Raw genomic sequence first — 18,812 nt, 5'->3', positions numbered from 1 at the left:
CCGGCCGTCTCACGCTCGCCCGCGCGGCCGTTTGAAACAGCCGAGCACCTCGTCGGTGGTCGCGACCGTGGCGACCAGCGCGAGGGTGTGCCTGATCATCGCGGCTGTGTAGTCGGCGGGCACCCCCGCGATGGCGTCGGCGGGGACGACGGCGGTGTAGCCCAGGTTGACCGCGTCGAACACCGCGTTGGGTATCGCCACATTGGCGGAGACACCGGTGACGATCAGCGTATGGCAGCCGAGGTTGCGCAACAGGGCGTCGACGTCGGTGCCGTGGATCGGGGACAGGCCGTGCAGCCGCCGTACGACGAGGTCCTCCTCGGCGACCTCGATCGGCGGCGCAACCCGCACCGCCGTGCTGCCGCTCAGCTGCTGCACGGGAAGCCGTTCGGCGGCCCGGAACAGCCGCGCGTTACGGCTCGCGCCCCGGCCGTCCGGGCGGCGCTCGGCGATCGCGTGGACGACCTGGACACCGGTCTCATGGGCGGCGGCGACCAGCCGGGCCACGTTGCGCAGCGCGCCGGAGGAGCGGGCCTCGCGGGCGAGTTCCGGCAGGGCGCTGTCCGGTCCGACGACCCCCTGCTGGCACTCCACGGTGAGCAGAACGGTGCTCACGGGATCGAGGAGTTCGCTGAGCTGTTCGTACGACGGCATACCCGTTTCCTTTTCTGACGTACTGTCAGAGGATCGCCAGGACACGATAGTTCGCCGACACGACGTGGGAGAAGAGGGGGCCGTATGACCGTGACGGAGCAGCGCCGGGGCCGGAAGATCATGATGACGCCGGGCGAGCTGGACGCGTTCCTGACCACCCAGCGCACCTGCCGGGTCGCCACCGTCTCGGCGGACGGCGCACCGCACGTCAGCGCGCTGTGGTTCGCCTGGGACGGCACCTCGCTGTGGCTGTACTCGGTGGTGCGCAGCAGGCGTTGGGCCCAGCTGCGCCGCGATCCGCGGGTGGCCGTCGTGGTCGACTCGGGCGAGGAGTACGACCAGTTGCGCGGCGTGGAGCTGTCCGGCCGGGTGGAGTTCGTGGGCGAGGCGCCCCGCACCGGGGAGCTGTGCGCCGAACTCGACACGCCCGAGACGCTGTTCGCGCGGAAGAACTTCGGTCTGGACGAGATGCCGCACGACGGCCGCCACGCCTGGGCCAGGCTGACCCCGGAGAAGATCGTCTCCTGGGACTTCACCAAGCTGGGGTCACTGTAGGGCTCGGCCGACCTTCTGTGCGGCAACCCGCAGGGCTTCCACCGCCGCGCGGATCGACGGGCGGCGGTCGGCGTCCGCCCGCCAGACGACGTACACGTGCCGGCGCACCCGCTGCCTGAGCGGCACGAGGACCACGCCCTCCGGGACCGGGTGCCGGCCCAGCAAGGGCGCGATGCACACGCCCAGTCCCGCGGCGACCAGGCCGAGTTGGGTGTGGGTCTCGCCCGCGCGGTGGCCGACGATCGGCTCGACGCCCTTGGACCGCAGCGTGAACATCAGCCACTCGTGACAGAACTCGCCCTCGCCCCAGGTGATCCACTCGTCCTCGGCGAACTCGGTGAGGTCCACCTCGTCCCGGCCGGCGAGCCGGTGCCCGACCGGCATGGCGACATCGGCCGGGTCGTCCAGCAGGGGCGCCTTGACCAGGCCGTCGGGCACGGGCATCGGCTTGTTGTACCAGTCCAGGACCACCGCGAGATCGAGATCACCCCGGACCACACCCGCGATGCCCCGCTCCGGCTCCAGCTCGCTGGAACGCACACGCAGCCCGGGATGCTCGGCCCGCAGCGCGCCGAGCGCGACCGGGAAGAGCCCGCGCGCGGCGGTCGGGAACGCGGACAGCCTGAGCTCGCCGACGACCTGCCCGCGATGTGCCTCCAGGTCGGACTCGGCGAGCTCGACCTGCGAGAGGATGCGCGCCGCGTGCTCCGCCAGCAGCCGGCCGGCGTCCGTGAGCCGCACCCCGCGACCGTTCCTGGCCAGCAGCTGCTGGCCGATCTCGCGCTCCAGCTTGCCCAGTTGCTGGGACACGGCGGAGGTGGTGACGTGCAGCGCGCCGGCGGCGCCGCTGACCGAGCCGTGCCGGGCGAGGGCGTCCAGGGTGCGCAGGCGCTCCAGGTTCAACATGTAAGCGATTCTAAGAGATACCAGGTGAGAAATCTCGATTGTGCTACGAGGTTGGCTCCAGCATCGTAGGGACCATGAGTACGGTCACCGCACCCCGAACCCAGTCCCCCGCCCCCGCTCCCGCTCCCGCCCGTCCCCGCGCCCGCCTCGACTGGCGGCTCCGCTTCGGCGCCCTGTCCCTGATCTGGGGCTTCAGCTTCCTGCTGATCAAGGTGGGCACGGAGGGCTACGCGCCCTTCCAGGTCACCCTCGGACGTCTGGTGTTCGGTACGGCGGTACTGGCGGCGACGATGGCGGTCAAGCGGGAGAAGCTGCCGCGCGGGGCCCGGCTGTGGGGCCACATGGCCGTCGCCGCGTTCTTCCTGAACGCCCTGCCGTTCTCCCTCTTCGCCTACTCCGAACTGACGATCCCGTCCACCCTGGCCGGCATCTGCAACGCCACCTCACCCCTGTGGGGCATGGCCCTGTCGCTGGTCGCCCTTTCCGAGGACCGGCCGACCCGGGTCCGCGTGGCCGGTCTCGGCCTCGGCTTCCTCGGGGTGCTGACGGTCCTGGGCGCGTGGCAGGGCTTTAGCGGCCTGGACGCCACGGGTACGGCGATGGCGCTGCTGGCCTCGCTGAGCTACCCGGTCGGCTGGATCTACGTCCGGCGGACGCTGGCCGGGACCGGCAACTCGCATCTGTCGATGACGGGCGGGCAGTTGTTGCTCGCAGCGCTTCAACTGGCCGTGGTGACCCCGTTGTTCACCAGCTTCCCCGCGCATTTCTCGCTCGTTCCGCTGCTGGCGATCGCCGCGCTGGGTGCGCTGGGCACGGGGCTGGCGGTCCTCATCCAGTACGGCCTGGTCGCCGAGGTCGGACCGACCACCGCACAGATGGTCACGTACTTCATTCCGGTGATCGCCACGGGTGCGGGTGTGGCGGTCCTCGGGGAGTCGTTGCGGTGGACGACGCCGGTGGGGGCGGTGATCGTGCTGGCGGGGGCGGCGCTCACCCAGGTGCGGGGGAAGAAGGGCGCCTGAGGGGAAGCCCCGCGCCCCTTGCTCACTCGCCCTCAGCCGTACACGCGCGCCGGAGACGGTCGTACCGCTGCCGCCACCGCGTCGGCCAGGGGGGCGATGTCCTCCTCGCCGAGCGTCGAGATCGTGAGGCGGATCGCCGGCCCGCTGTTCAGGCGGAAGCGGGCCCCTGGGGCGACGGCCCAGCCCGCCTGCAGCAGCCGGGCCACCGCGCCCGTCTCGTCGGGGACCGGCACCCATACGTTCATGCCGCTGCGGCCGTGGGCGACGACTCCCCGTTCCGCGAGCGCGTCCACCAGTGCGTCCCTGCGGGAGCCGTACGCCTTCGCCACCGCCGCCCGGTCCACCGCGCCCTCCCTCCACAGCCGGACCACGGCACGCTGCAGCAGCAGGCTCACCCAGCCGGGGCCCAGGCGCTGGCGGCCGCGCACCCGGTCGACGGTGACCGGGTCGCCGGTGATGACGGCCACGCGCAGGTCGGGGCCGTAGGTCTTGGAGGCGGAACGGACCACGGCCCAGTGGTCGGTGACTCCCGCGAGGGGGTGCAGCGGGAGGTCGACGATGCCGTGGCCGTGGTCGTCCTCGATCAGCAGGGTTCGCGGGTGCTCGCGCAGGACCGCGCGCAGGGCACGCGCGCGTGGGGCGGTCACCGAGGCGCCGGTCGGGTTCTGCGCGCGGTCGGTGACGATCAGCGCGCGGGCTCCGGACTCCAGGGCCCGGCGCAGGTCGTCGGGGCGCGGTCCGTCGTCGTCCATACCGACCGGAAGCGTGCGCAGGCCCAGCGCGGGGACCAGGTCGAGGACGCTGCCCCAGCCGGGGTCCTCGACGGCGACCGCGTCGCCCGGTCTGAGGTGCGCGGCGAGAACGCGCTCGATGGCGTCGAGGGACCCGGACGTCACGGTCAGCGGGCCGGCCGGAACGCCGTCGGCGTCGAGTTCGGCGCGGGCCATGCGGACGAGCTCCGGGTCGACCGGGTCATCGCCGTAGAGGACGGGCCGCAGGTCGCCCTCCTCCGCCGCCGCGGCGAGGGCCGGGGCCAGGCGAGGCAGCAGGGCCGGGTCGGGGTTGCCGGCCGACAGGTCGCGGCCCCCGGCGGGGACCTCCACGCGCAGTTCCTCGCGGCCGGTGGTGGCCGGCTTGGCCCGGACCCGGCTGCCCCGGCGGCCGGCCGTCTCGATGACCCCGCGTTCGCGCAGGGTGCGATACGCGGCCGCCACGGTGTTCGGGTTCACCCCCAGACGGTTCGCCAACTCCCGCATGGGAGGCAGGACTTGACCCGGCCGCAGCGCACCGGCGCCGACGGCTCGCTCGACACTGGCCGCGATCTCGGCTGCACCGCGCCCTTCGATGGGATACTCTCCTAGCACAAAGAACATTATGCACTAGTGCAATGCTCTTCGCCAGATCGCCCAGATCCGCCAGATCCGACAGATCACCGGAATCGCCGTTGCTCGCCGATGGAGGAACCGTCATGCAGGGGACGACCGAGGAAACCCAGGCCGCCGCCTACACCCCGACCGACCGCACCGTGCCCACCCGCTCCGCGGGCCGGGCGTCGTACGACAGGGAACTGGTGCACGCGATACTCGACGAGGGGTACGTCTGCCACCTCGGCTTCGTCCGCGACGGCGCCCCCGTGGTGCTGCCGACCCTGTACGGCCGGGTCGGCGAGCGGCTGTACGTGCACGGATCCACCGGTTCCCGCCCGCTGCGGATGACCGGCGAGGCCGACCCGGGCCTGCCGGTGTGCCTGACGGTCACCCACGTGGACGGGCTGGTGCTGGCCCGCTCCGCCTTCCACCACTCCATCAACTACCGCTCGGTGGTGGTGCACGGCATCGCGCGCCAGGTCACCGACCCCGAGGAGCGGCGGCTGGCCCTGGACACGCTGGTGGACCACGTCGTGCCGGGCCGCGCCGCCGACTCCCGGCCCGCGAACAAGAAGGAGCTGGCCGCCACCGCGGTGATCCGGCTGGACCTGGACGAGGTCTCGGCCAAGGTCCGCAGCGGCGGCGCGAACGACGACCCGGAGGACCTCGCCCTGCCGCACTGGGCCGGCGTCGTCCCGCTCCGGAAGGGCTACGACGCGCCGCTCCCGGAGGCGGACCTGGCGCCGGGCGTCGAGCTGCCGGACTACCTGCAGGCCCGGTAGGACCGGCCGGCACTCACGCCGGGGCCGATTCCCGGCCGCCGGCCCCGCGGGCCTCGCTCACCGCGAGGCCCGCGACCGCCCCGAGCAGGAGCAGGGTGCCGGCCGCGGTGGTCGCCGTGAGCCGCTCGCCGAGCAGGGCGACGGCGAGTACGGCCGCGGTCACCGGCTCCAGCAGCATGACCACGGACACGGTGGCGGACCGTACGACGGCCGCCCCGGCGAAGTACAGGGCGTACGCGAGAGCCGTCGGCACCGCGGCGATGTAGAGGACGAGCCACAACAGCCGTGCCGGGTGGGCAGTGTGCGGGAGCAGGCCCTCGTGCAGGGCGAACGGCAGCAGGCACAGGCCGGTCACCGCGAAGGCCCCGACGGTGGTGTCGGAGGCGTCCGTGCCGCCGCCCCTCCCCCACCAGCGCGTCAGCAGGGTCATGGCGCCGTAGCCCGCGGCCGAGACGAGCGCCAGGAGCACACCCGTCGGCCGTACGGTCGCCGCCGAGCCGCCGAGGGTCAGCACGGCCAGCCCGGCGAGCGCCCCGGCGACGGCCATCACCCCGCCGGCGCCGAGCCGTTCGCCGAGCAGCAGCCGGGCGCCGAGCGCGATGAGGACGGGCCCCGCGCCGAGGGTCACGACAGTGGCCACGGCCAGGCCGGTCGACTGCACGGCGGCGAAGTAGGCGGTCTGGAACACCGCCAGGCCGAGGCCGGTGGCGAGGACCTTCCCGGCCCTGCGCAGCAGGGGTTCGGTGCCGGCCGGGCGGGTCCGGGGGCGCAGTCCCCGTCCGGCGAGCAGCAGGACGAGGCCCAGCGCGCAGCGCCAGAAGGACAGTCCGAAGGCGCCCAGGTCACTGGTCCGGTAGACCAGGGAGGCGGCGGCGCCGGCGGTGCCCCAGGCGGCACCGGTGATGATCAGGTAGAGCAGGCCACGCCCGACGGGCAGGCCAGAAGCAGCGTTCGACGTCGTCAAGGGAAACTCTTCCGCAGAAACGCACCCGGAGGTGCGGAAGTTCGGGGGCGGCCCGCTTCGGCGGGGCGCACGGACTTCGTCTGCGGGCAGCACCGTCCGGCCCGGCGCACATGCGCCGGGCTGATGTCCCGGAGGCCCGCCTCAGGCGGCCGGAGGCGGAAGGACGAGTGCGTTCGACGGCATGACCGGCACCTTATGCAGTCGTGCCCCGGGGCGCCACATCCCTTTCGACGCCTCCCGCGGCCACCGGCTCGGCGGAGCCCTTCGCGGGGGTCGAGGACTGGGCGATGAACGCGCCGACCAGGACCACCGCGCCGCCCGCCACCTGGGGCGCCGACAGGTGCTCGCCGAGCAGCACCCAGGCCAGCACGGTGGCGACGACCGCCTCCAGGCAGGCCACGACCCCGGCGACCTGCGGCGACAGCCGGCGCACGGACAGCACCCCGGTGACGTACGCGACGACGGTGGCGACCAGCACGATCCAGCCCAGCAGTGCGAGGGCCGGTACGGCGGTGCCGTTCATGTCGGCGGAACCGGTCAGCACCGACCAGCGCATGCTCCAGGGGCGGGCGACGACGGTCAGCACGAGGGCGCCGACGAGCAGGCCGTAGGAGATGACGCCGAGCGGATCGGGTGCCTCCTCGCCCGCGTCGCCGCCGTGGTCGGCCAGGACGAAGTAACCCACCTGGCAACAGGCGGCGCCGAGCGCGAGCAGCAGGCCCAGGGCGTCGAAGCTCAGCCCCGACCAGACCTCCACCACACCGGCGAGGCCACCGGCCGCGAGGACCACGCCAAGCGCGGCGGCACGCGTCACGGGCCGCCGCTGCACGAACCGGACCCAGCCGAGCACCAGCGCGGGCGCCAGGTACTCGATGAGCAGCGCCACACCCACCGGGATGCGGGAGAGCGCGGCGAAGTAGCAGGCCTGGACGCCGGCGACGGCGAGCAGTCCGAACCCGGCGAGCAGCGCGGGACGGCGGCGCAGCAGCGCACGGTGCCGTACGGCGACGGGCAGCATGACGACGGCGGCGCCGGCCACCCGCAGCCAGACCACGTGGAGCGGGTCGAGTCCCGCCTCGATCAGCGGCTTGGCGGCCACTCCCGACCCGCCGAAGGCCAGCGCCGAGGCGAGCGCGAGACCGAGCCCGACGCCCTTGCCGCGGCTGCCCTGACTGCTCTCTGACGTATGCACCGGCACATGATGACAGGCCACGACATGAGCGTCATCCCTGTTGACTCCTGTCTCAGGGGCTGGACGTCTCCGCCGGTGTCAGCGGGCCGGTCCGCCGTCGCCGGCGTACTCGTCCGTCCCGGTTGCGATCCGGTCCGTGCCGGGTCCCATCCGGTCCGCGCCCGGTCCGAGCCGGGTGTTCAGCTCGCGGATGCCCGCGCGTTCGAGGACCTCCACGGCCCGCGAAGCCGGGTCCGCGATGAGTGCGGCGAGGAGGTCGATGCCGCTGACGCGGGGCTCGCCGCGCCGCCGGGCCCGCTCGCGGGCGCCGGCCAGGGCGGCCGCGGCCGTGGGCGACCAGCCGGCGGTGTCCCTCGGCTCGCGGGCTCGGGGGACGGCCGCGGCGGGGACGATGGCGAGCGCGCCGGAGTCCTCGACGCTGCCCTGCCAGCGCAGCCCGTAGCCGATGCTGCGCTGCACGAGGTAGCCGAGCAGCCGGGCGAGTTGCTGCGGGCCCCCGACGGCGGCGCGGACCTCGGAGTCGTGCTCCAGGAGGGAGTGCAGCAGATGGGCGGTGTCGGTCTGGCGGTCCCCGTCCCGGACGGCCCTGCGGCGGGCACCGGCGACCACCGCCGCCAGCTCGGCGCCGAGCACGGCATCGTCGTCCGGGTGCGCGGCCGCCTCGTCAGGGGCGGTCCAGGGGGTTGTACGGGGCTGCACAACCCCCACCCCATCAGCCTCAACGAGCGGAGTCATCCACGAGGGGAACCATCTTCGCGTCCCTCAGGGAGTGGACCCCGGCGTTCGAGATCTCATCCTTACGGAGGAGATCCGGCCGAACTGACGGTTCATCAGTATTGAATGTTCGCGCCCCTGCGGCTACGTTCCGCGACACCCTAGCCCGCTACGCCCGATCCGAAGGGGTGGTCGCATGGCCGAAGTCAGCGCGGAGGCACGCATCCAGGCACCGGCCGAGAAGGTGTGGGCCCAGCTCACCGACTGGTCGTCGTACGGAGAGTGGAACGCCACCCACACCAGCTTCCCCAAAGGGGGCCCGCAGACGCTGGCCGTGGGCGGGACCTTCCAGGAGAACATGAAGCTGATGGGCTTCCCGGCCGAGGTCGACTGGACCATCGAGGAGCTGGAGCCGGCGCGCGTCCTCGCCATCCGGGGCAAGGGCCCGATGGCGGTGACGGTCGCCACCCGCTACACCCTCACGCCCGACGGCGGCGCCACGGCCGTCCGGATCGACGGCGAGTTCACCGGCGCCGCGGTGTCTCTGATGGCGGGCAAGCTGAAGGACTCGGCGACGGCAGCGCTGAACGAGTCGCTGCGCAAGCTGGCCGGCCTGGTCGCCTGAGCCGGGATGCGGGAAGGCGCCCCACGGAGGTGCTCCGCGGGGCGCCCGGACCGTCGTACGAGCCTGGCTGCCGGCCGACCGTGGTACGAGCCTCAGTGCTCGTCGGCGAGGATCAGGTACAGCTTCTTGCGGGCGTCGTTGATGACGGCCAGCGCCTTTTCGCGCTGTTCCTTGCTGCCGGTCTTCCAGACCTGACTGAAGGCCTCCATCAGGCCGAAGCCGGCCTGGCGGATCTCACCGAGGGCCTCCCAGTCGACCCCGCGGGAGGCTTCCTCCCAGGGGGCGTCGGGGCCCTCGTCGGCGGCGGCGCGCCCGTCCTCGGTGAGCGCGAACAGCTTCTTGCCGCCCTCGCTCTCACTGGCGATCAGGCCCTCGTCCTCCAGGAGCTGGAGCGTGGGGTAGACCGAGCCGGGGCTGGGCTTCCACGCGCCGCCGCTGCGCTCGGCGATCTCCTGGATCATCTCGTAGCCGTGCATGGGGCGGTCCTTGAGCAGGGCCAGGATCGAGGCCCGCACATCACCGCGCCGCGCCCGCCCCCTCGGGCCACCGCGGCCCCTGGGCTCCCAGGGGCCGGGACCGAAACCGGGGCCGAAGCCCGGACCACCCGGGCCGAAGGGCCCGAAGGCGGCCCGCCGCCGGTCGAATCCGCCCATGCCCCGCAGGTCGGGGCCGTCGTGCCCATGTCCACGCTCGTATCCGTGGGTACGCATGGCGATCACTCCATTCCATCGATGATCTGTCACGTCTGCATCGCGTATCGTTCGCGATGCCTCAACGATATATCGGAACCGATCGCATGACAAGGCCCTTCCCGGCGATGGTGACCCGTCTCAGCGAAGTTTGACCAGTCTCAACGAAGTTTGACCGTGGTTTCTCACCGGGTGGGTGTGGCCCGGAGTCAGTAGTGTCAGAACGGGGGTTCGGTGGAGAAGATGCCAGTCCAGACGGGTTCAGCCGGTTTAGGCCTCGGCTCTTGAAGAACTCGCACGGCGTCCTTGATGCGGCCGAGGTCGATGAGGCACCGGGCGAGGAGGGAGCCGTTGGAGGGCAGGTGCTGTTCGAGGACGGCGACGGCTTCCTCCGTGCGACCAGCCTCTGCCAGCAGGTCGGAAACGCTCCAGGCCGCGTACCAGGTGTTGCTCTCGGAGTGCGCCTGCGCCTGCTCGATTGCTTCGTCGAGCAGGCCGCAATCGGCCATGAGCGGAAGCCTCATCCTGAAGAAGTCCCACTCCTCCTCACCGTCGCGGCGCGCCTTGAGGGCGTCGAGGTAGGCCAGGCCGTCGTGGGCGCGGCCGTGGTCTGCGTACAGAGTGCACAGTGTGCCGATTATCCAGTCCTCCGCGCCGCCGGGTGATTCCGCGAGTGTGCGCATCACCTCGATCGCCTCGTCGCCCCGCCCGTGCCGGGCCAGGAGCTCGGACAGGAGCACGGCACCGTGATACCGGCGGGCTGGAGAGTCGCCCGGCTGCCGGTACACGTCTATCGCGCCTTCCACGTCACCGCGCTCCTCCAGCACCTCGGCAAGGCGCCGCGCGGCGTGCCCGTGATACTCGGCCGCCGCGTACGCGCGCAGTTCCTCGATCCGGTCGTGCCTCGCCAGCAGGTCGGCCAACTGGTCATGGCCGTTGACGGAGGTGGTGTTGCGGGTATGCAGCAGGGCGATCGCGTCTTCGATGCGGCCCTGGCGCTCCCGGATCGTGGCCAGCAGTCCGATGGCGTTGGACGGCTCGGTCCGCCGGTTGTCGCAGTCCGGATCGCCACAAGGGGGGACCGCCTCGACCCGGCCCTCCAGCAACGCCGCCGCCTCCTCATCCAGGCCCGCCCCTTCGGCGATGTCGACTAGACAGTCGGCGAGGAACCAGTCGTCGATCCCGGCTCTCAGCAGGGTGAACGCCTCGTCGCCACGGCCGTGGCGGGCCAGCAGACGTGCGAAGAACTCCAGTGCCAGTCGGTTTCCCGCCTGCGCGTACGGCCGGGCCCGTTCGATCGCCTCCTCCACCCGCCCCCAGCTCTCCAGCAGTTCCGCTTCGGCCCGGGTGGCCGGCCACCAGCCCGTCGCGGCATAAGGAGCGAGCGTCTCCAGCGCCTCTGCCTGTCGGCCCTTGTCGCCGAGCAGGCGTGCCCACTCCCGTGCGCAGAACCACTCCCCACGCCCGGCCTGGAACTCCACCTCCCCGGCATGGCCGAGCTCAAGAAGCCGCGAGACCAGCAGCGGCGGAATGCAGCCGGACAACGTCCGGACCCGGTAGTCAAGATCAGCAGCGTCCACGGCAGCGCACCCTAGCCCCCACCTCCGACAACGGCCCGCGCCCGGAGCGGTCAAACTCCGATGAGACTCGTCAAACTTCGTTGCGACAGGACAGATGGGGGTCCCCGTGGGTACTACGGCCGGTCAGCCGCCCGCAGCTCCTCGCCGTGCCGGGCGATCTCGGCCAGGGTGAAGTCGAGCCCCTGGGCGGTGCGCACATAGCGCAGCCAGATCACGGTCTCCGGCGGGAAGTCGCGGTACCCACGCCCGCGCCCGTGGCGGAGGCCGCGTTCGGCCTCGCCCGGTTCGCCCCCTGGGCCGGAGTGCGGGCCGCCACCGTGCGCGGAGCAGGCCAGGGTCGGTGAATTGGCCTTTGGGCGGGCGGCCGGCGCGGCAGTAGCGTCACCGCCATGCGCATGCGAATCGTGGACGCCTTCACCGACCGCCCCTTCGCCGGCAACCCGGCCGGAGTCCTGCTCCTGGACGACGTCTTCCCGGACGACGACTGGCTCCAGAACGTCGCCATGGAGGTCAACCACGCGGAGACGGCGTTCGCCCACCGGCTGCCCGAGGGCGGCGAGGCCGACTGGGCGCTGCGCTGGTTCACGCCCGTCGCCGAGGTCGACATGTGCGGGCACGCCACGCTCGCCACGGCCCACGTCCTGCACACCACCGGCGCCCACGAGGGCCCGGTGCGGTTCACCACCCGCAGCGGCGTGCTCATCGCCACGCCCGCCGCGGACGGCTCGATCACCCTCGACTTCCCGACGGCCCCGCTCACCGCGGCCGAGATCCCGGCGGGGATCGCCGAGGCGCTCGGCGCGGAGCCGGTCGCCGCCTTCGACACCGGCCCGAACGTCGGAGACCTGCTGGTCGAGCTGGCCGACGAGAAGACCGTCCTGGGCCTCGCACCGGACCACAAGGCCCTCGGCGCCTATTCCTCGCGCGGCATCATCGCCACCGCCCGCGCCGACGACCCGTCCCGCGGCTACGACTTCGTCTCCCGCTGCTTCTTCCCGAACTACGGCATCGACGAGGACCCGGTCACCGGCAGCGCGCACACCGCGCTCGCCCCGCACTGGGCCGCCCGCCTGGGCCGCGACGACCTCACCGGGCTGCAGGCCTCCCGCCGCACCGGTCTGGTCCGCACCGGTCTGCGCGGCGAGCGCACCCTGCTCACCGGCCGCGCGGTCACGGTCATCGAGGGCGAACTGCACGCCTGAGCGGGCGCCCGCGCGGCGCTCAGGCCGTCGGCAGCCAGCCCACCTTGCCCGCGAGCAGGGCGTAGCCGACGAACGCGCCGATGTCGAGCAGGGAGTGGGCGACGACCAGCGGACCGACCCGCCCCCAGCGGCGGTACAGGTACACGAACACCATGCCCATGACCATGTTGCCGATGAAGCCGCCGACGCCCTGGTAGAGGTGGTACGAGCCGCGCAGGACCGCGCTGGCGACCAGCGCGGTCCCCGGGGTCCAGCCCAACTGGCCCAGCCTGCGCAGCAGATAGCCGACGACGATGACCTCCTCCAGGACCGCGTTCTGCACGGCGGACAGGACCAGCACCGGGAACTTCCACCACACGTCCGGCAGCGCCTCGGGCACGACCGTGAGGTTGAAGCCGAGGCCGCGGGCGGCCAGGTAGAAGGCGATCCCGGTGCTGCCGATCACCGCCGCGACCCCGGCGCCCCGGCCCATGTCGGGCCAGGGCCGGGTGCGGTCGAAACCCAGCGTGCGCAGGCTGCCGCCCTCGCGCATGAGAAGGTGCGCGACCAGGGCGACGGGGACCAGCGCGGTGGCGATGCCGAACAGCTGCCAGGCCAGGTCGAGCCAGGGGCGGCCGGGTGCGGCCGAGGCGTTGAGGGTGGCCGCCTGGTCCTTCAGGCCGCCCGGCTTGGTGACCGCGCCGATGAAGCTGATCAGCGCGGAGACCCCGCTCGCGCCCAGCGAGAGCGCCAGGACGAGCAGCGTCTCGTCCCGCAGGATGCGCCGCGGGTCGCGCTTCCGCACCCCGGAACCGGTCACCGAGTCAGCCTCCACCTGCACCCCTGCCTCCATGCGGCTCATGGGCCCCTGGCCCACCTCTGCCCGGCAAGGATCGCAGAAGGAGTGATGAGGACGGCGTACAGGGCGGTGCGCGGCCCTCACCCCAGGGGAACCGCCTCCGGCAGCCCCACCGGCCACATGTGCACCGGCTCCCCGACATGCATCAGCTCGGCGTACCGCCGTGTCGTCGCCGCCAGTGCCGCCTCGCGGGTCAGCCCCTGCTCCAGCAGACGGTGGAACGTGGCCGCCTGCCAGGACGCCCCGTTCACCCGGCGCCGGCAGCGCTCCTCGATGACGCCCAGGTAGAGGTCGCGGTCGGCCGCCTCCACGCCCCACGCGTCCAGCCCGGCCGAGGCCAGCGGCAGCAGCTCGTCGCGGACCAGGGTGACCGCGTCGACCTCGCCCGTGCCGCCGTAGCGTCCCCGCCGGGGCCACACGAACCGCGCGTCGATGCCGTACCGGCACGCGGCGTCGAAGTTGGCCTCGGCCACGGCGAAGGGCAGCCGGCTCCACACGGGGCGGGACTCCTCGGCGAGGGCACGGACCAGGCCGTAGTAGAAGGCCGCGTTGGCGATCACGTCGGTGATGGTCGGCCCGGCCGGCAGCACCCGGTTCTCCACCCTGAGGTGCGGGACGCCGTCGGCGATGCCGTACACCGGCCGGTTCCAGCGGTAGATCGTGCCGTTGTGCAGCACCAGTTCGGCGAGCCTCGGTGTGCCGCCCGCCTCGATGACCTCCAGCGGCTCCTCGTCGTCGCAGATGGGCAGCAGGGCGGGGAAATAGCGCAGGTTCTCCTCGAACAGGTCCTGGACGGAGCTGATCCACCGCTCGCCGAACCAGATGCGCGGCCGTACGCCCTGTGCCTGGAGCTCGGGCGGGCGGGTGTCGGTGGACTGCAGGAACAGCGGGGGCCGGGACTCGCGCCACAGCTCGTGGCCGAACAGGAACGGGGAGTTGGCGCCGACGGCGATCTGCGCGGCGCACGCCACCTGCGCGGCGTTCCACACGTCGGCGAACCGGGCGGGGGTGACCTGGAGGTGCAGCTGTACGGAGGTGCAGGCGGCCTCCGGGACGATCGACTTGGAGGTGCAGACGAGGTGCTCCACGCCCTCGATGTCGAGCCGGAAGTCCTCGCCGCGCGCGGCCACGATCTGGTCGTTGAGCAGGGTGTAGCGGTCGTTCTCGGAGAGGTTGGAGGAGACCAGGTCGTCGCGGTCGAGGGTGGGCAGGATGCCGATCATGACGATGCCGGCGTCCACCTCGCCGGCCTTGCGGTCCGCGTAGGCGAGCGAGGTCCGCAGTTCCTCGGCGAGCCGGTCGAATACCCGGCCGCCCAATCGGTGTGGGGCAATGTTGACTTCCAGGTTGAACATGGCGAGTTCTGTTTGGAAATCGCGGCTCGCGATACGTTCCAGCACCGGTCCGTTCAACATTTTCGGCATACCGTCGGGCCCGGCGAGATTCAATTCGATCTCGACTCCCATGAGGTTCTTGGGACGGTCGAATCGCTTCTCCCGCAGCAGTCGCTCCAGTCCCGCGAGACACTTCTGGAGCTTTTCGCGGTAGCGCTGGCGATCGGACAGGTCGAACCGCCCCGCCACGACCTTCTCCCCCATCGAAGTGTCCCTCCTCGGATGGGCGGGCCGGCGATCCGGCCGCCGGGCTCCCGGGTGCAGGGGGGATGATGCCCAGCAGAAGCGATCGATAACGCCCCGCGCGGGCCCGGTACCCGCTAGTCTCTCCGAATGTTCCCCGCGGCACATTCACGGGGCATGCGTCGGTCTGCACCAACGGGTTCCCGCACCACCTCGTGAAAAACGCCGACGACATTCGGCCGACCGCTACCGGCGCGTATGACGAGGTCAGCGGTTGCAGGCGGGCCAGGGGTCGGGAGGAGCCCCGCAAATCGTCGGCGTATTACCGCCTTGCGCGACTTCCCGAAATGAGATAGACGAAACAACGGCAGAACAAGCGTCATATAAACTTCGCCCACAAGGCAGAAGGTTGACGCCTCGGTCCTGGTTCCTGCCGTGTTCAGGCCGTCCCGGTGACGGGCGGCAGGCCGAGCCGCACCCTTGTTCACCGAACCGGGCCTTCATCCTTTCGGCCTTCTGTGAGCAGACAGCGCCGTCCGCCCCACCCCTCTTCGCGCCGCCGCGCCTGTCGAACGAGAGAGGCGACCCACATGCCGCTGCACGTGCCCCCTGCCCCCGCGCCTGCCCTGCGCTCCGTCCTCACCGCCCTCGGTTCCCCCACCGCGGTCCGTGAGGCCCCTACTCCCTCCCTGCGTGCCGCGCAGGGGCCGACGACACCCGAACTCCCGCTGCCCGTGCATGTCCTGGACCGCATCACCGCAGCGGGGCTGTCCGCGACCCGGCTGGCCGGCTGGCGCTTCCTGATCCGCTGCGGCGACCGGGCGGTGGCCGCGGCCGACACCATGCTGACCCCGGACGGCTGGGCCTTCTCGCACTTCTTCGAAGGCCCGTACGTCCCCTCCACCGAGCGCGCCCTGCAGCAGGCGGAGGCGCTGCAGCAGCCGTACCAGGCACGGCTGCTGTCCGTGCCCGGTCTGTACATGCTCACCCTGTGGCTGCACGGCGACCTCACCGCCGACGGGGCCGAGGGCCATCCAGCCGACACCGACCTGCTCGTCCCACTGGCGCCGGCACCGCCCGGTATACCGGCGCACCGCCCGTTCCGGGTCACCGAGTTGCTCCCGGTGCTGACCCATCGCGCGACCCCGCTGCCACTGCTCGGCCCGCCCGTCCTGGACTCCCCCGCCGCCTGACGGGCCGGCCGCGTACCCCGCTTACCCGGAAGGGAAGCGGGGTACGTCCATGTCAGGGGTCTGGCCTGCAGGGACTAGCCCGATCCGACCACTGCGAACCATCCGAAGTGACAGTGCACTTGGACTGAACCGTCCGCGCGGGTGACGCGTCATGAACCTGTGAGAAGCGGTGCTGCGAAATCCCTGCGGAACGACGCCGAGAGGGCAACACTGGGTTCCGACCGACTTATCACCACGGGGGACGGCCATGACCACGACAGAGCGAGAGATCCCACCCATGTGCCAGCACCAGCCGCCGTGTCCGCCAGCCGAGTCCGCCGACCGGGAGTCCGCCCGTCTCGTGGCGCACCACCCGGAACAGGGGTGGAGTCTGCTGTGCAACGGCGTCCTCCTCTTCGAGGACACCGGTGAGCTGCTGCCCGACGGCCGGGTCATCGCCCCGCACCGCCCGCTCGGTGCGGAGCAGGTGATGACCGCGGCCTGAGCGGAGCGCGGGCGAACGACCCGAGGGGCCGGCCGCACCCTGTGAGGTGTGCACCGGCCCCGATGTGTGTCCGGGGGCGGCTACCGTGCGTAGCCGGATCCTGGCGCAGCGCCTACTCACCCCAGCGTCGGAGGCACTGCTGGGGAAGCAGGCACTGCGGCACTCAAAGGCGGGTTCAGCCCTTGGTGGCGCCCGCCGTGAGACCGCCGACGAGCTGGCGTTCGGCGACCGAATAGAAGGCGAGGGCGGGGACCATGGCGAGGACGAGATAGGCGAAGACGCGTGCCGTGTCGGCGGAGTACTGGCCCTGGAACTGCTGTACGCCGATCGGGATGGTCCACCAGGTGTTGTCGGTGAACACCAGCAGGGGCAGGAAGAAGTTGTTCCAGCTGGTGACGACCGCGAGCACGGAGACCGTGCCGAGCGCGGGCCGGGCCATCGGCAGCAGCACCCGCCAGAAGAAGCCGAGCGGTCCGCAGCCGTCCAGCGTGGCGGCCTCCTCCAGTTCGCCCGGGATCTGCCGGAAGAAGCCGCGCAGGATGATGATCGTCATCGGTAGCCGGAACGCGGCCTGCGGCAGGATCACGCCCAGCGGGTTGTCGCAGCTTCCCGGAGGCGATGAGCGCGGTCATCTTCGACTTGTAGGCGTCGTTCTCCAGCTGGACGATCTTGATCTTGACCTTGGGGTTCTGGGCCTCCAACTTCTTGGCCAGACCGGCCCAGACGGTCTTGGTGGGCTCGGTGGTCGAGATGTTCCACCACTCGATCGTGGTCGTCCCCGAGGACGACCCTCCGTTTGAGTCGCCGCCGCAGCCGCTGAGCGCGGTCACCCCGAGACCGGCGGCGACGGAGGCCGCCAGGAAGCCGCGGCGGGACAGTGCAGGGTCGCCCATCTTGCGCTCCTTCGAAAAAATCGGGAGTTGCTGCACAGAGCTATCGGGCCTGCGGCGCGGGGATATCCAGTACGGCGGAACACCGGAGCGGTGAAGCCGTCGCGCCCCGGCGGCAGTTCGCGGGGACCCAGGTGGCCGACGCGGAATGCCGCTCACGTACCTGGCCCATCCGGGGCCGAGCGTCAGCCCACTCGACCGGGGCAAGGAACTCCGGCGCCCGGCCGCGCGGCCGGGTGCCGGGCAGCGCCATGCACCAGGTGCCGTCGCCGCCTTCAAGCACCTCGACGGTACGCGGAGCTTGGGGCTGTCGTCGGTCCGCACGGCTCGCCCAGGCGTTCGAAAGTTTCGACGCGGCGCCGATTCCTAGCACCCGGCACGGGCCGCTCCCCGCCGAAAAGAGTCCGTCCGCCCGGCTGGTCGAACCGCCGCCTGAGGAGTGGGATGGAAGGAAACAACGGCCTTGCAGGGCGGGCACGTCCGCGCGCGAGACGCCCCGGCGTCGCCCGCGAGGAACGGTGGAGTGATGTCCGGTTACGACGCCTCGGCGACCGCTCGGGTGGTGGTCGGTGTGAGCGGCTCCCTGGGCAGCGTCACGGCACTCCGGCGGGCCACCGCGCTCGCCCGCCGGCTGGGCGCGGAACTGTGGCCCGTGCTGGCCTGGGAGCCGCCGGGCGGTGATGCCGCCGCGCGCCGCTCCCCCGCCGCCGGCCTGCTGGTCGAGGACTGGCAACGGCTGGCCCGGCAGCGGCTGGTCTCGGTGCTGGAGGAGATCTTCGGCGGGGACTCCCCGGGTGTGCCGATGCACGCCGTCGTCGTCCGTGGCGCCCCGGGTCCGGCGCTCGTGGCGACGGCGGACCGGGAGGACGACGTCCTGGTGGTGGGCGCGGGCCGACGCGGTCTGCAGCGCGCCTTCTCGGGTCATGTCTCCCGGCACTGCCTGGCGCACGCGGTCTGTCCGGTCCTCGCGATACCCCCGTCCCCGCTGGAGTCGGAGCTGTTGTCCGTCCACCGGCGCAACGCCTGGCATCTGCGCATGGATCTCCGGCGCTTGTGAAGCCATCCCCGTCGACTGCACGGCGGGGCTCCGGCACGGAGTGGTCGATCGGCACTGTGAACCATGACACTCGGTGGCCGTCCATGGTCGGCGGCGCGACCTGCCAGCCGAACGGCGCTTCCCCCGGTTAAACCTCTCCGGCCTCAGCTTCTTGATGCGGCTCTGACATTCCCACGTCATTCTTAACGCAAGTTTGACGCCCCCCGAGCCCGTATCCGTGGGCCCAGGCGTCACTCTCCGCTTACGCTGATGCCGCCGTCCGCGTGATGGCCGGAAAAGAGCTGAGCCGCACACAGGAGCCCACTGATGGCCACGACCGAGCAGCCTCCCAGTACCAACCGCCTGCGGGCCTGGATGCTGGAGGGGCTGTCCGACATGGGCAAGGCCGGCGGCCACACCGGCCCGCACGCCGAGCCGGAGCCCGCGCACCAGGGGCAGCGCTGGTGGCGGGTGATGTGCCTGACGGGTGTCGACTACTTCTCCACACTCGGCTACCAGCCCGGCATCGCGGCACTCGCGGC

Annotated in this window: 18 protein-coding genes and 4 pseudogenes; 9 read left to right on the top strand and 13 right to left on the bottom strand. The window is 71.9% G+C overall.

Annotated elements, in window-relative coordinates; translation table 11 throughout:
* Nucleotides 1-9 precede the first annotated feature (9 nt).
* Nucleotides 10-654 (bottom strand): cysteine hydrolase, encoded by a 645-nt coding sequence (locus tag ACWC2T_RS28470; RefSeq protein WP_450673201.1) that lies wholly within the window; start codon nucleotides 652-654, stop codon nucleotides 10-12.
* A gap of 84 nt (nucleotides 655-738) precedes the next feature.
* Here ACWC2T_RS28470 and ACWC2T_RS28465 point away from each other — a divergent pair, with 84 nt between their 5' ends.
* On the top strand, nucleotides 739-1,209 hold the full coding sequence (locus ACWC2T_RS28465) for a pyridoxamine 5'-phosphate oxidase family protein (RefSeq protein ID WP_450673200.1): 471 nt from the start codon (nucleotides 739-741) through the stop codon (nucleotides 1,207-1,209).
* On the opposite strand, the gene ACWC2T_RS28460 is transcribed toward ACWC2T_RS28465, so the two are convergent.
* Nucleotides 1,201-2,115, bottom strand: a complete 915-nt coding sequence (locus tag ACWC2T_RS28460; RefSeq protein ID WP_450673199.1) for a LysR family transcriptional regulator — start codon at nucleotides 2,113-2,115, stop codon at nucleotides 1,201-1,203. The genes ACWC2T_RS28465 and ACWC2T_RS28460 overlap by 9 nt on opposite strands.
* A 74-nt stretch (nucleotides 2,116-2,189) precedes the next feature.
* Between ACWC2T_RS28460 and ACWC2T_RS28455 the strand changes: the two genes are divergently transcribed.
* Nucleotides 2,190-3,137, top strand: coding sequence for a DMT family transporter (locus ACWC2T_RS28455; RefSeq protein WP_450673198.1), 948 nt, complete (start codon nucleotides 2,190-2,192; stop codon nucleotides 3,135-3,137).
* A 32-nt stretch (nucleotides 3,138-3,169) separates the two neighbouring features.
* Here the strand turns inward: ACWC2T_RS28455 and ACWC2T_RS28450 are convergent, their stop codons facing one another.
* Entirely contained in the window at nucleotides 3,170-4,501 is a 1,332-nt protein-coding gene (locus ACWC2T_RS28450; RefSeq protein ID WP_450673197.1) for an aminotransferase class I/II-fold pyridoxal phosphate-dependent enzyme, read from the bottom strand.
* Nucleotides 4,502-4,605: 104 nt separating this feature from the next.
* Here ACWC2T_RS28450 and ACWC2T_RS28445 point away from each other — a divergent pair, with 104 nt between their 5' ends.
* Nucleotides 4,606-5,286 (top strand): pyridoxamine 5'-phosphate oxidase family protein, encoded by a 681-nt coding sequence (locus ACWC2T_RS28445; RefSeq protein ID WP_450673196.1) that lies wholly within the window; start codon nucleotides 4,606-4,608, stop codon nucleotides 5,284-5,286.
* A gap of 13 nt (nucleotides 5,287-5,299) precedes the next feature.
* Here ACWC2T_RS28445 and ACWC2T_RS28440 read toward each other — a convergent pair whose 3' ends face one another.
* The 3 genes from ACWC2T_RS28440 to ACWC2T_RS28430 all read right to left on the bottom strand — a co-directional run bounded on the left by ACWC2T_RS28440 (nucleotide 5,300) and on the right by ACWC2T_RS28430 (nucleotide 8,141).
* The gene (locus ACWC2T_RS28440; RefSeq protein ID WP_450673195.1) at nucleotides 5,300-6,250 is read right to left on the bottom strand and encodes a DMT family transporter; all 951 of its coding nucleotides are present in this window, start codon (nucleotides 6,248-6,250) and stop codon (nucleotides 5,300-5,302) included.
* Between the two features lie 193 nt (nucleotides 6,251-6,443).
* Nucleotides 6,444-7,448, bottom strand: a complete 1,005-nt coding sequence (locus ACWC2T_RS28435; RefSeq protein WP_450673278.1) for an EamA family transporter — start codon at nucleotides 7,446-7,448, stop codon at nucleotides 6,444-6,446.
* Nucleotides 7,449-7,520: 72 nt separating this feature from the next.
* On the bottom strand, nucleotides 7,521-8,141 hold the full coding sequence (locus ACWC2T_RS28430) for a Clp protease N-terminal domain-containing protein (protein ID WP_450673194.1): 621 nt from the start codon (nucleotides 8,139-8,141) through the stop codon (nucleotides 7,521-7,523).
* Nucleotides 8,142-8,352: 211 nt separating this feature from the next.
* On the opposite strand from ACWC2T_RS28430, the gene ACWC2T_RS28425 reads away from it, so the two are divergent.
* A complete protein-coding gene (locus tag ACWC2T_RS28425; protein ID WP_450673193.1) occupies nucleotides 8,353-8,781 on the top strand; it encodes a type II toxin-antitoxin system Rv0910 family toxin in 429 nt (142 codons plus the stop codon).
* Nucleotides 8,782-8,873: 92 nt separating this feature from the next.
* On the opposite strand, the gene ACWC2T_RS28420 is transcribed toward ACWC2T_RS28425, so the two are convergent.
* The 3 genes and pseudogenes from ACWC2T_RS28420 to ACWC2T_RS28410 form a co-directional block, all read right to left on the bottom strand.
* On the bottom strand, nucleotides 8,874-9,491 hold the full coding sequence (locus ACWC2T_RS28420) for a PadR family transcriptional regulator (RefSeq protein WP_450673192.1): 618 nt from the start codon (nucleotides 9,489-9,491) through the stop codon (nucleotides 8,874-8,876).
* A gap of 197 nt (nucleotides 9,492-9,688) precedes the next feature.
* Entirely contained in the window at nucleotides 9,689-11,050 is a 1,362-nt protein-coding gene (locus tag ACWC2T_RS28415; RefSeq protein WP_450673191.1) for a tetratricopeptide repeat protein, read from the bottom strand.
* A gap of 125 nt (nucleotides 11,051-11,175) precedes the next feature.
* Nucleotides 11,176-11,292 (bottom strand): annotated as a pseudogene (locus ACWC2T_RS28410) (MerR family transcriptional regulator); the annotation flags it as partial.
* Nucleotides 11,293-11,439: 147 nt separating this feature from the next.
* Between ACWC2T_RS28410 and ACWC2T_RS28405 the strand changes: the two are divergent.
* Nucleotides 11,440-12,252 carry a PhzF family phenazine biosynthesis protein gene (locus ACWC2T_RS28405; protein ID WP_450673190.1) on the top strand — a complete coding sequence of 271 codons (813 nt, stop codon included), beginning with the start codon at nucleotides 11,440-11,442 and terminating at the stop codon, nucleotides 12,250-12,252.
* Nucleotides 12,253-12,271: 19 nt separating this feature from the next.
* On the opposite strand, the gene ACWC2T_RS28400 is transcribed toward ACWC2T_RS28405, so the two are convergent.
* The gene (locus ACWC2T_RS28400) at nucleotides 12,272-13,084 is read right to left on the bottom strand and encodes a CPBP family intramembrane glutamic endopeptidase (RefSeq protein WP_450673277.1); all 813 of its coding nucleotides are present in this window, start codon (nucleotides 13,082-13,084) and stop codon (nucleotides 12,272-12,274) included.
* Nucleotides 13,085-13,170: 86 nt separating this feature from the next.
* Nucleotides 13,171-14,688: a glutamate--cysteine ligase gene (locus tag ACWC2T_RS28395; protein ID WP_450673189.1), complete on the bottom strand. Its 1,518-nt coding sequence runs from the start codon at nucleotides 14,686-14,688 to the stop codon at nucleotides 13,171-13,173.
* Between the two features lie 569 nt (nucleotides 14,689-15,257).
* On the opposite strand from ACWC2T_RS28395, the gene ACWC2T_RS28390 reads away from it, so the two are divergent.
* Nucleotides 15,258-15,860, top strand: coding sequence for a hypothetical protein (locus ACWC2T_RS28390; RefSeq protein WP_450673188.1), 603 nt, complete (start codon nucleotides 15,258-15,260; stop codon nucleotides 15,858-15,860).
* A gap of 277 nt (nucleotides 15,861-16,137) precedes the next feature.
* Nucleotides 16,138-16,344, top strand: a complete 207-nt coding sequence (locus ACWC2T_RS28385) for a DUF5999 family protein (protein WP_041665012.1) — start codon at nucleotides 16,138-16,140, stop codon at nucleotides 16,342-16,344.
* A gap of 175 nt (nucleotides 16,345-16,519) precedes the next feature.
* On the opposite strand, the pseudogene ACWC2T_RS28380 reads toward ACWC2T_RS28385, so the two are convergent.
* Nucleotides 16,520-16,954 (bottom strand): annotated as a pseudogene (locus tag ACWC2T_RS28380) (carbohydrate ABC transporter permease); the annotation flags it as partial.
* Nucleotides 16,947-17,237 (bottom strand): annotated as a pseudogene (locus ACWC2T_RS28375) (ABC transporter substrate-binding protein); the annotation flags it as partial. The pseudogenes ACWC2T_RS28375 and ACWC2T_RS28380, both read right to left, overlap by 8 nt.
* Before the next feature lie 523 nt (nucleotides 17,238-17,760).
* Between ACWC2T_RS28375 and ACWC2T_RS28370 the strand changes: the two are divergent.
* Both ACWC2T_RS28370 and ACWC2T_RS28365 read left to right on the top strand, forming a co-directional pair.
* Complete coding sequence (locus ACWC2T_RS28370) at nucleotides 17,761-18,291, top strand: universal stress protein (protein ID WP_450673187.1); 531 nt, start codon at nucleotides 17,761-17,763, stop codon at nucleotides 18,289-18,291.
* 306 nt (nucleotides 18,292-18,597) lie between these two features.
* A pseudogene (locus tag ACWC2T_RS28365) lies at nucleotides 18,598-18,812 on the top strand (amino acid transporter); the annotation flags it as partial.

The organism is Streptomyces sp. NPDC001393, from assembly GCF_053597455.1.
This window is presented reverse-complemented; position numbering and strand designations above follow the sequence as displayed.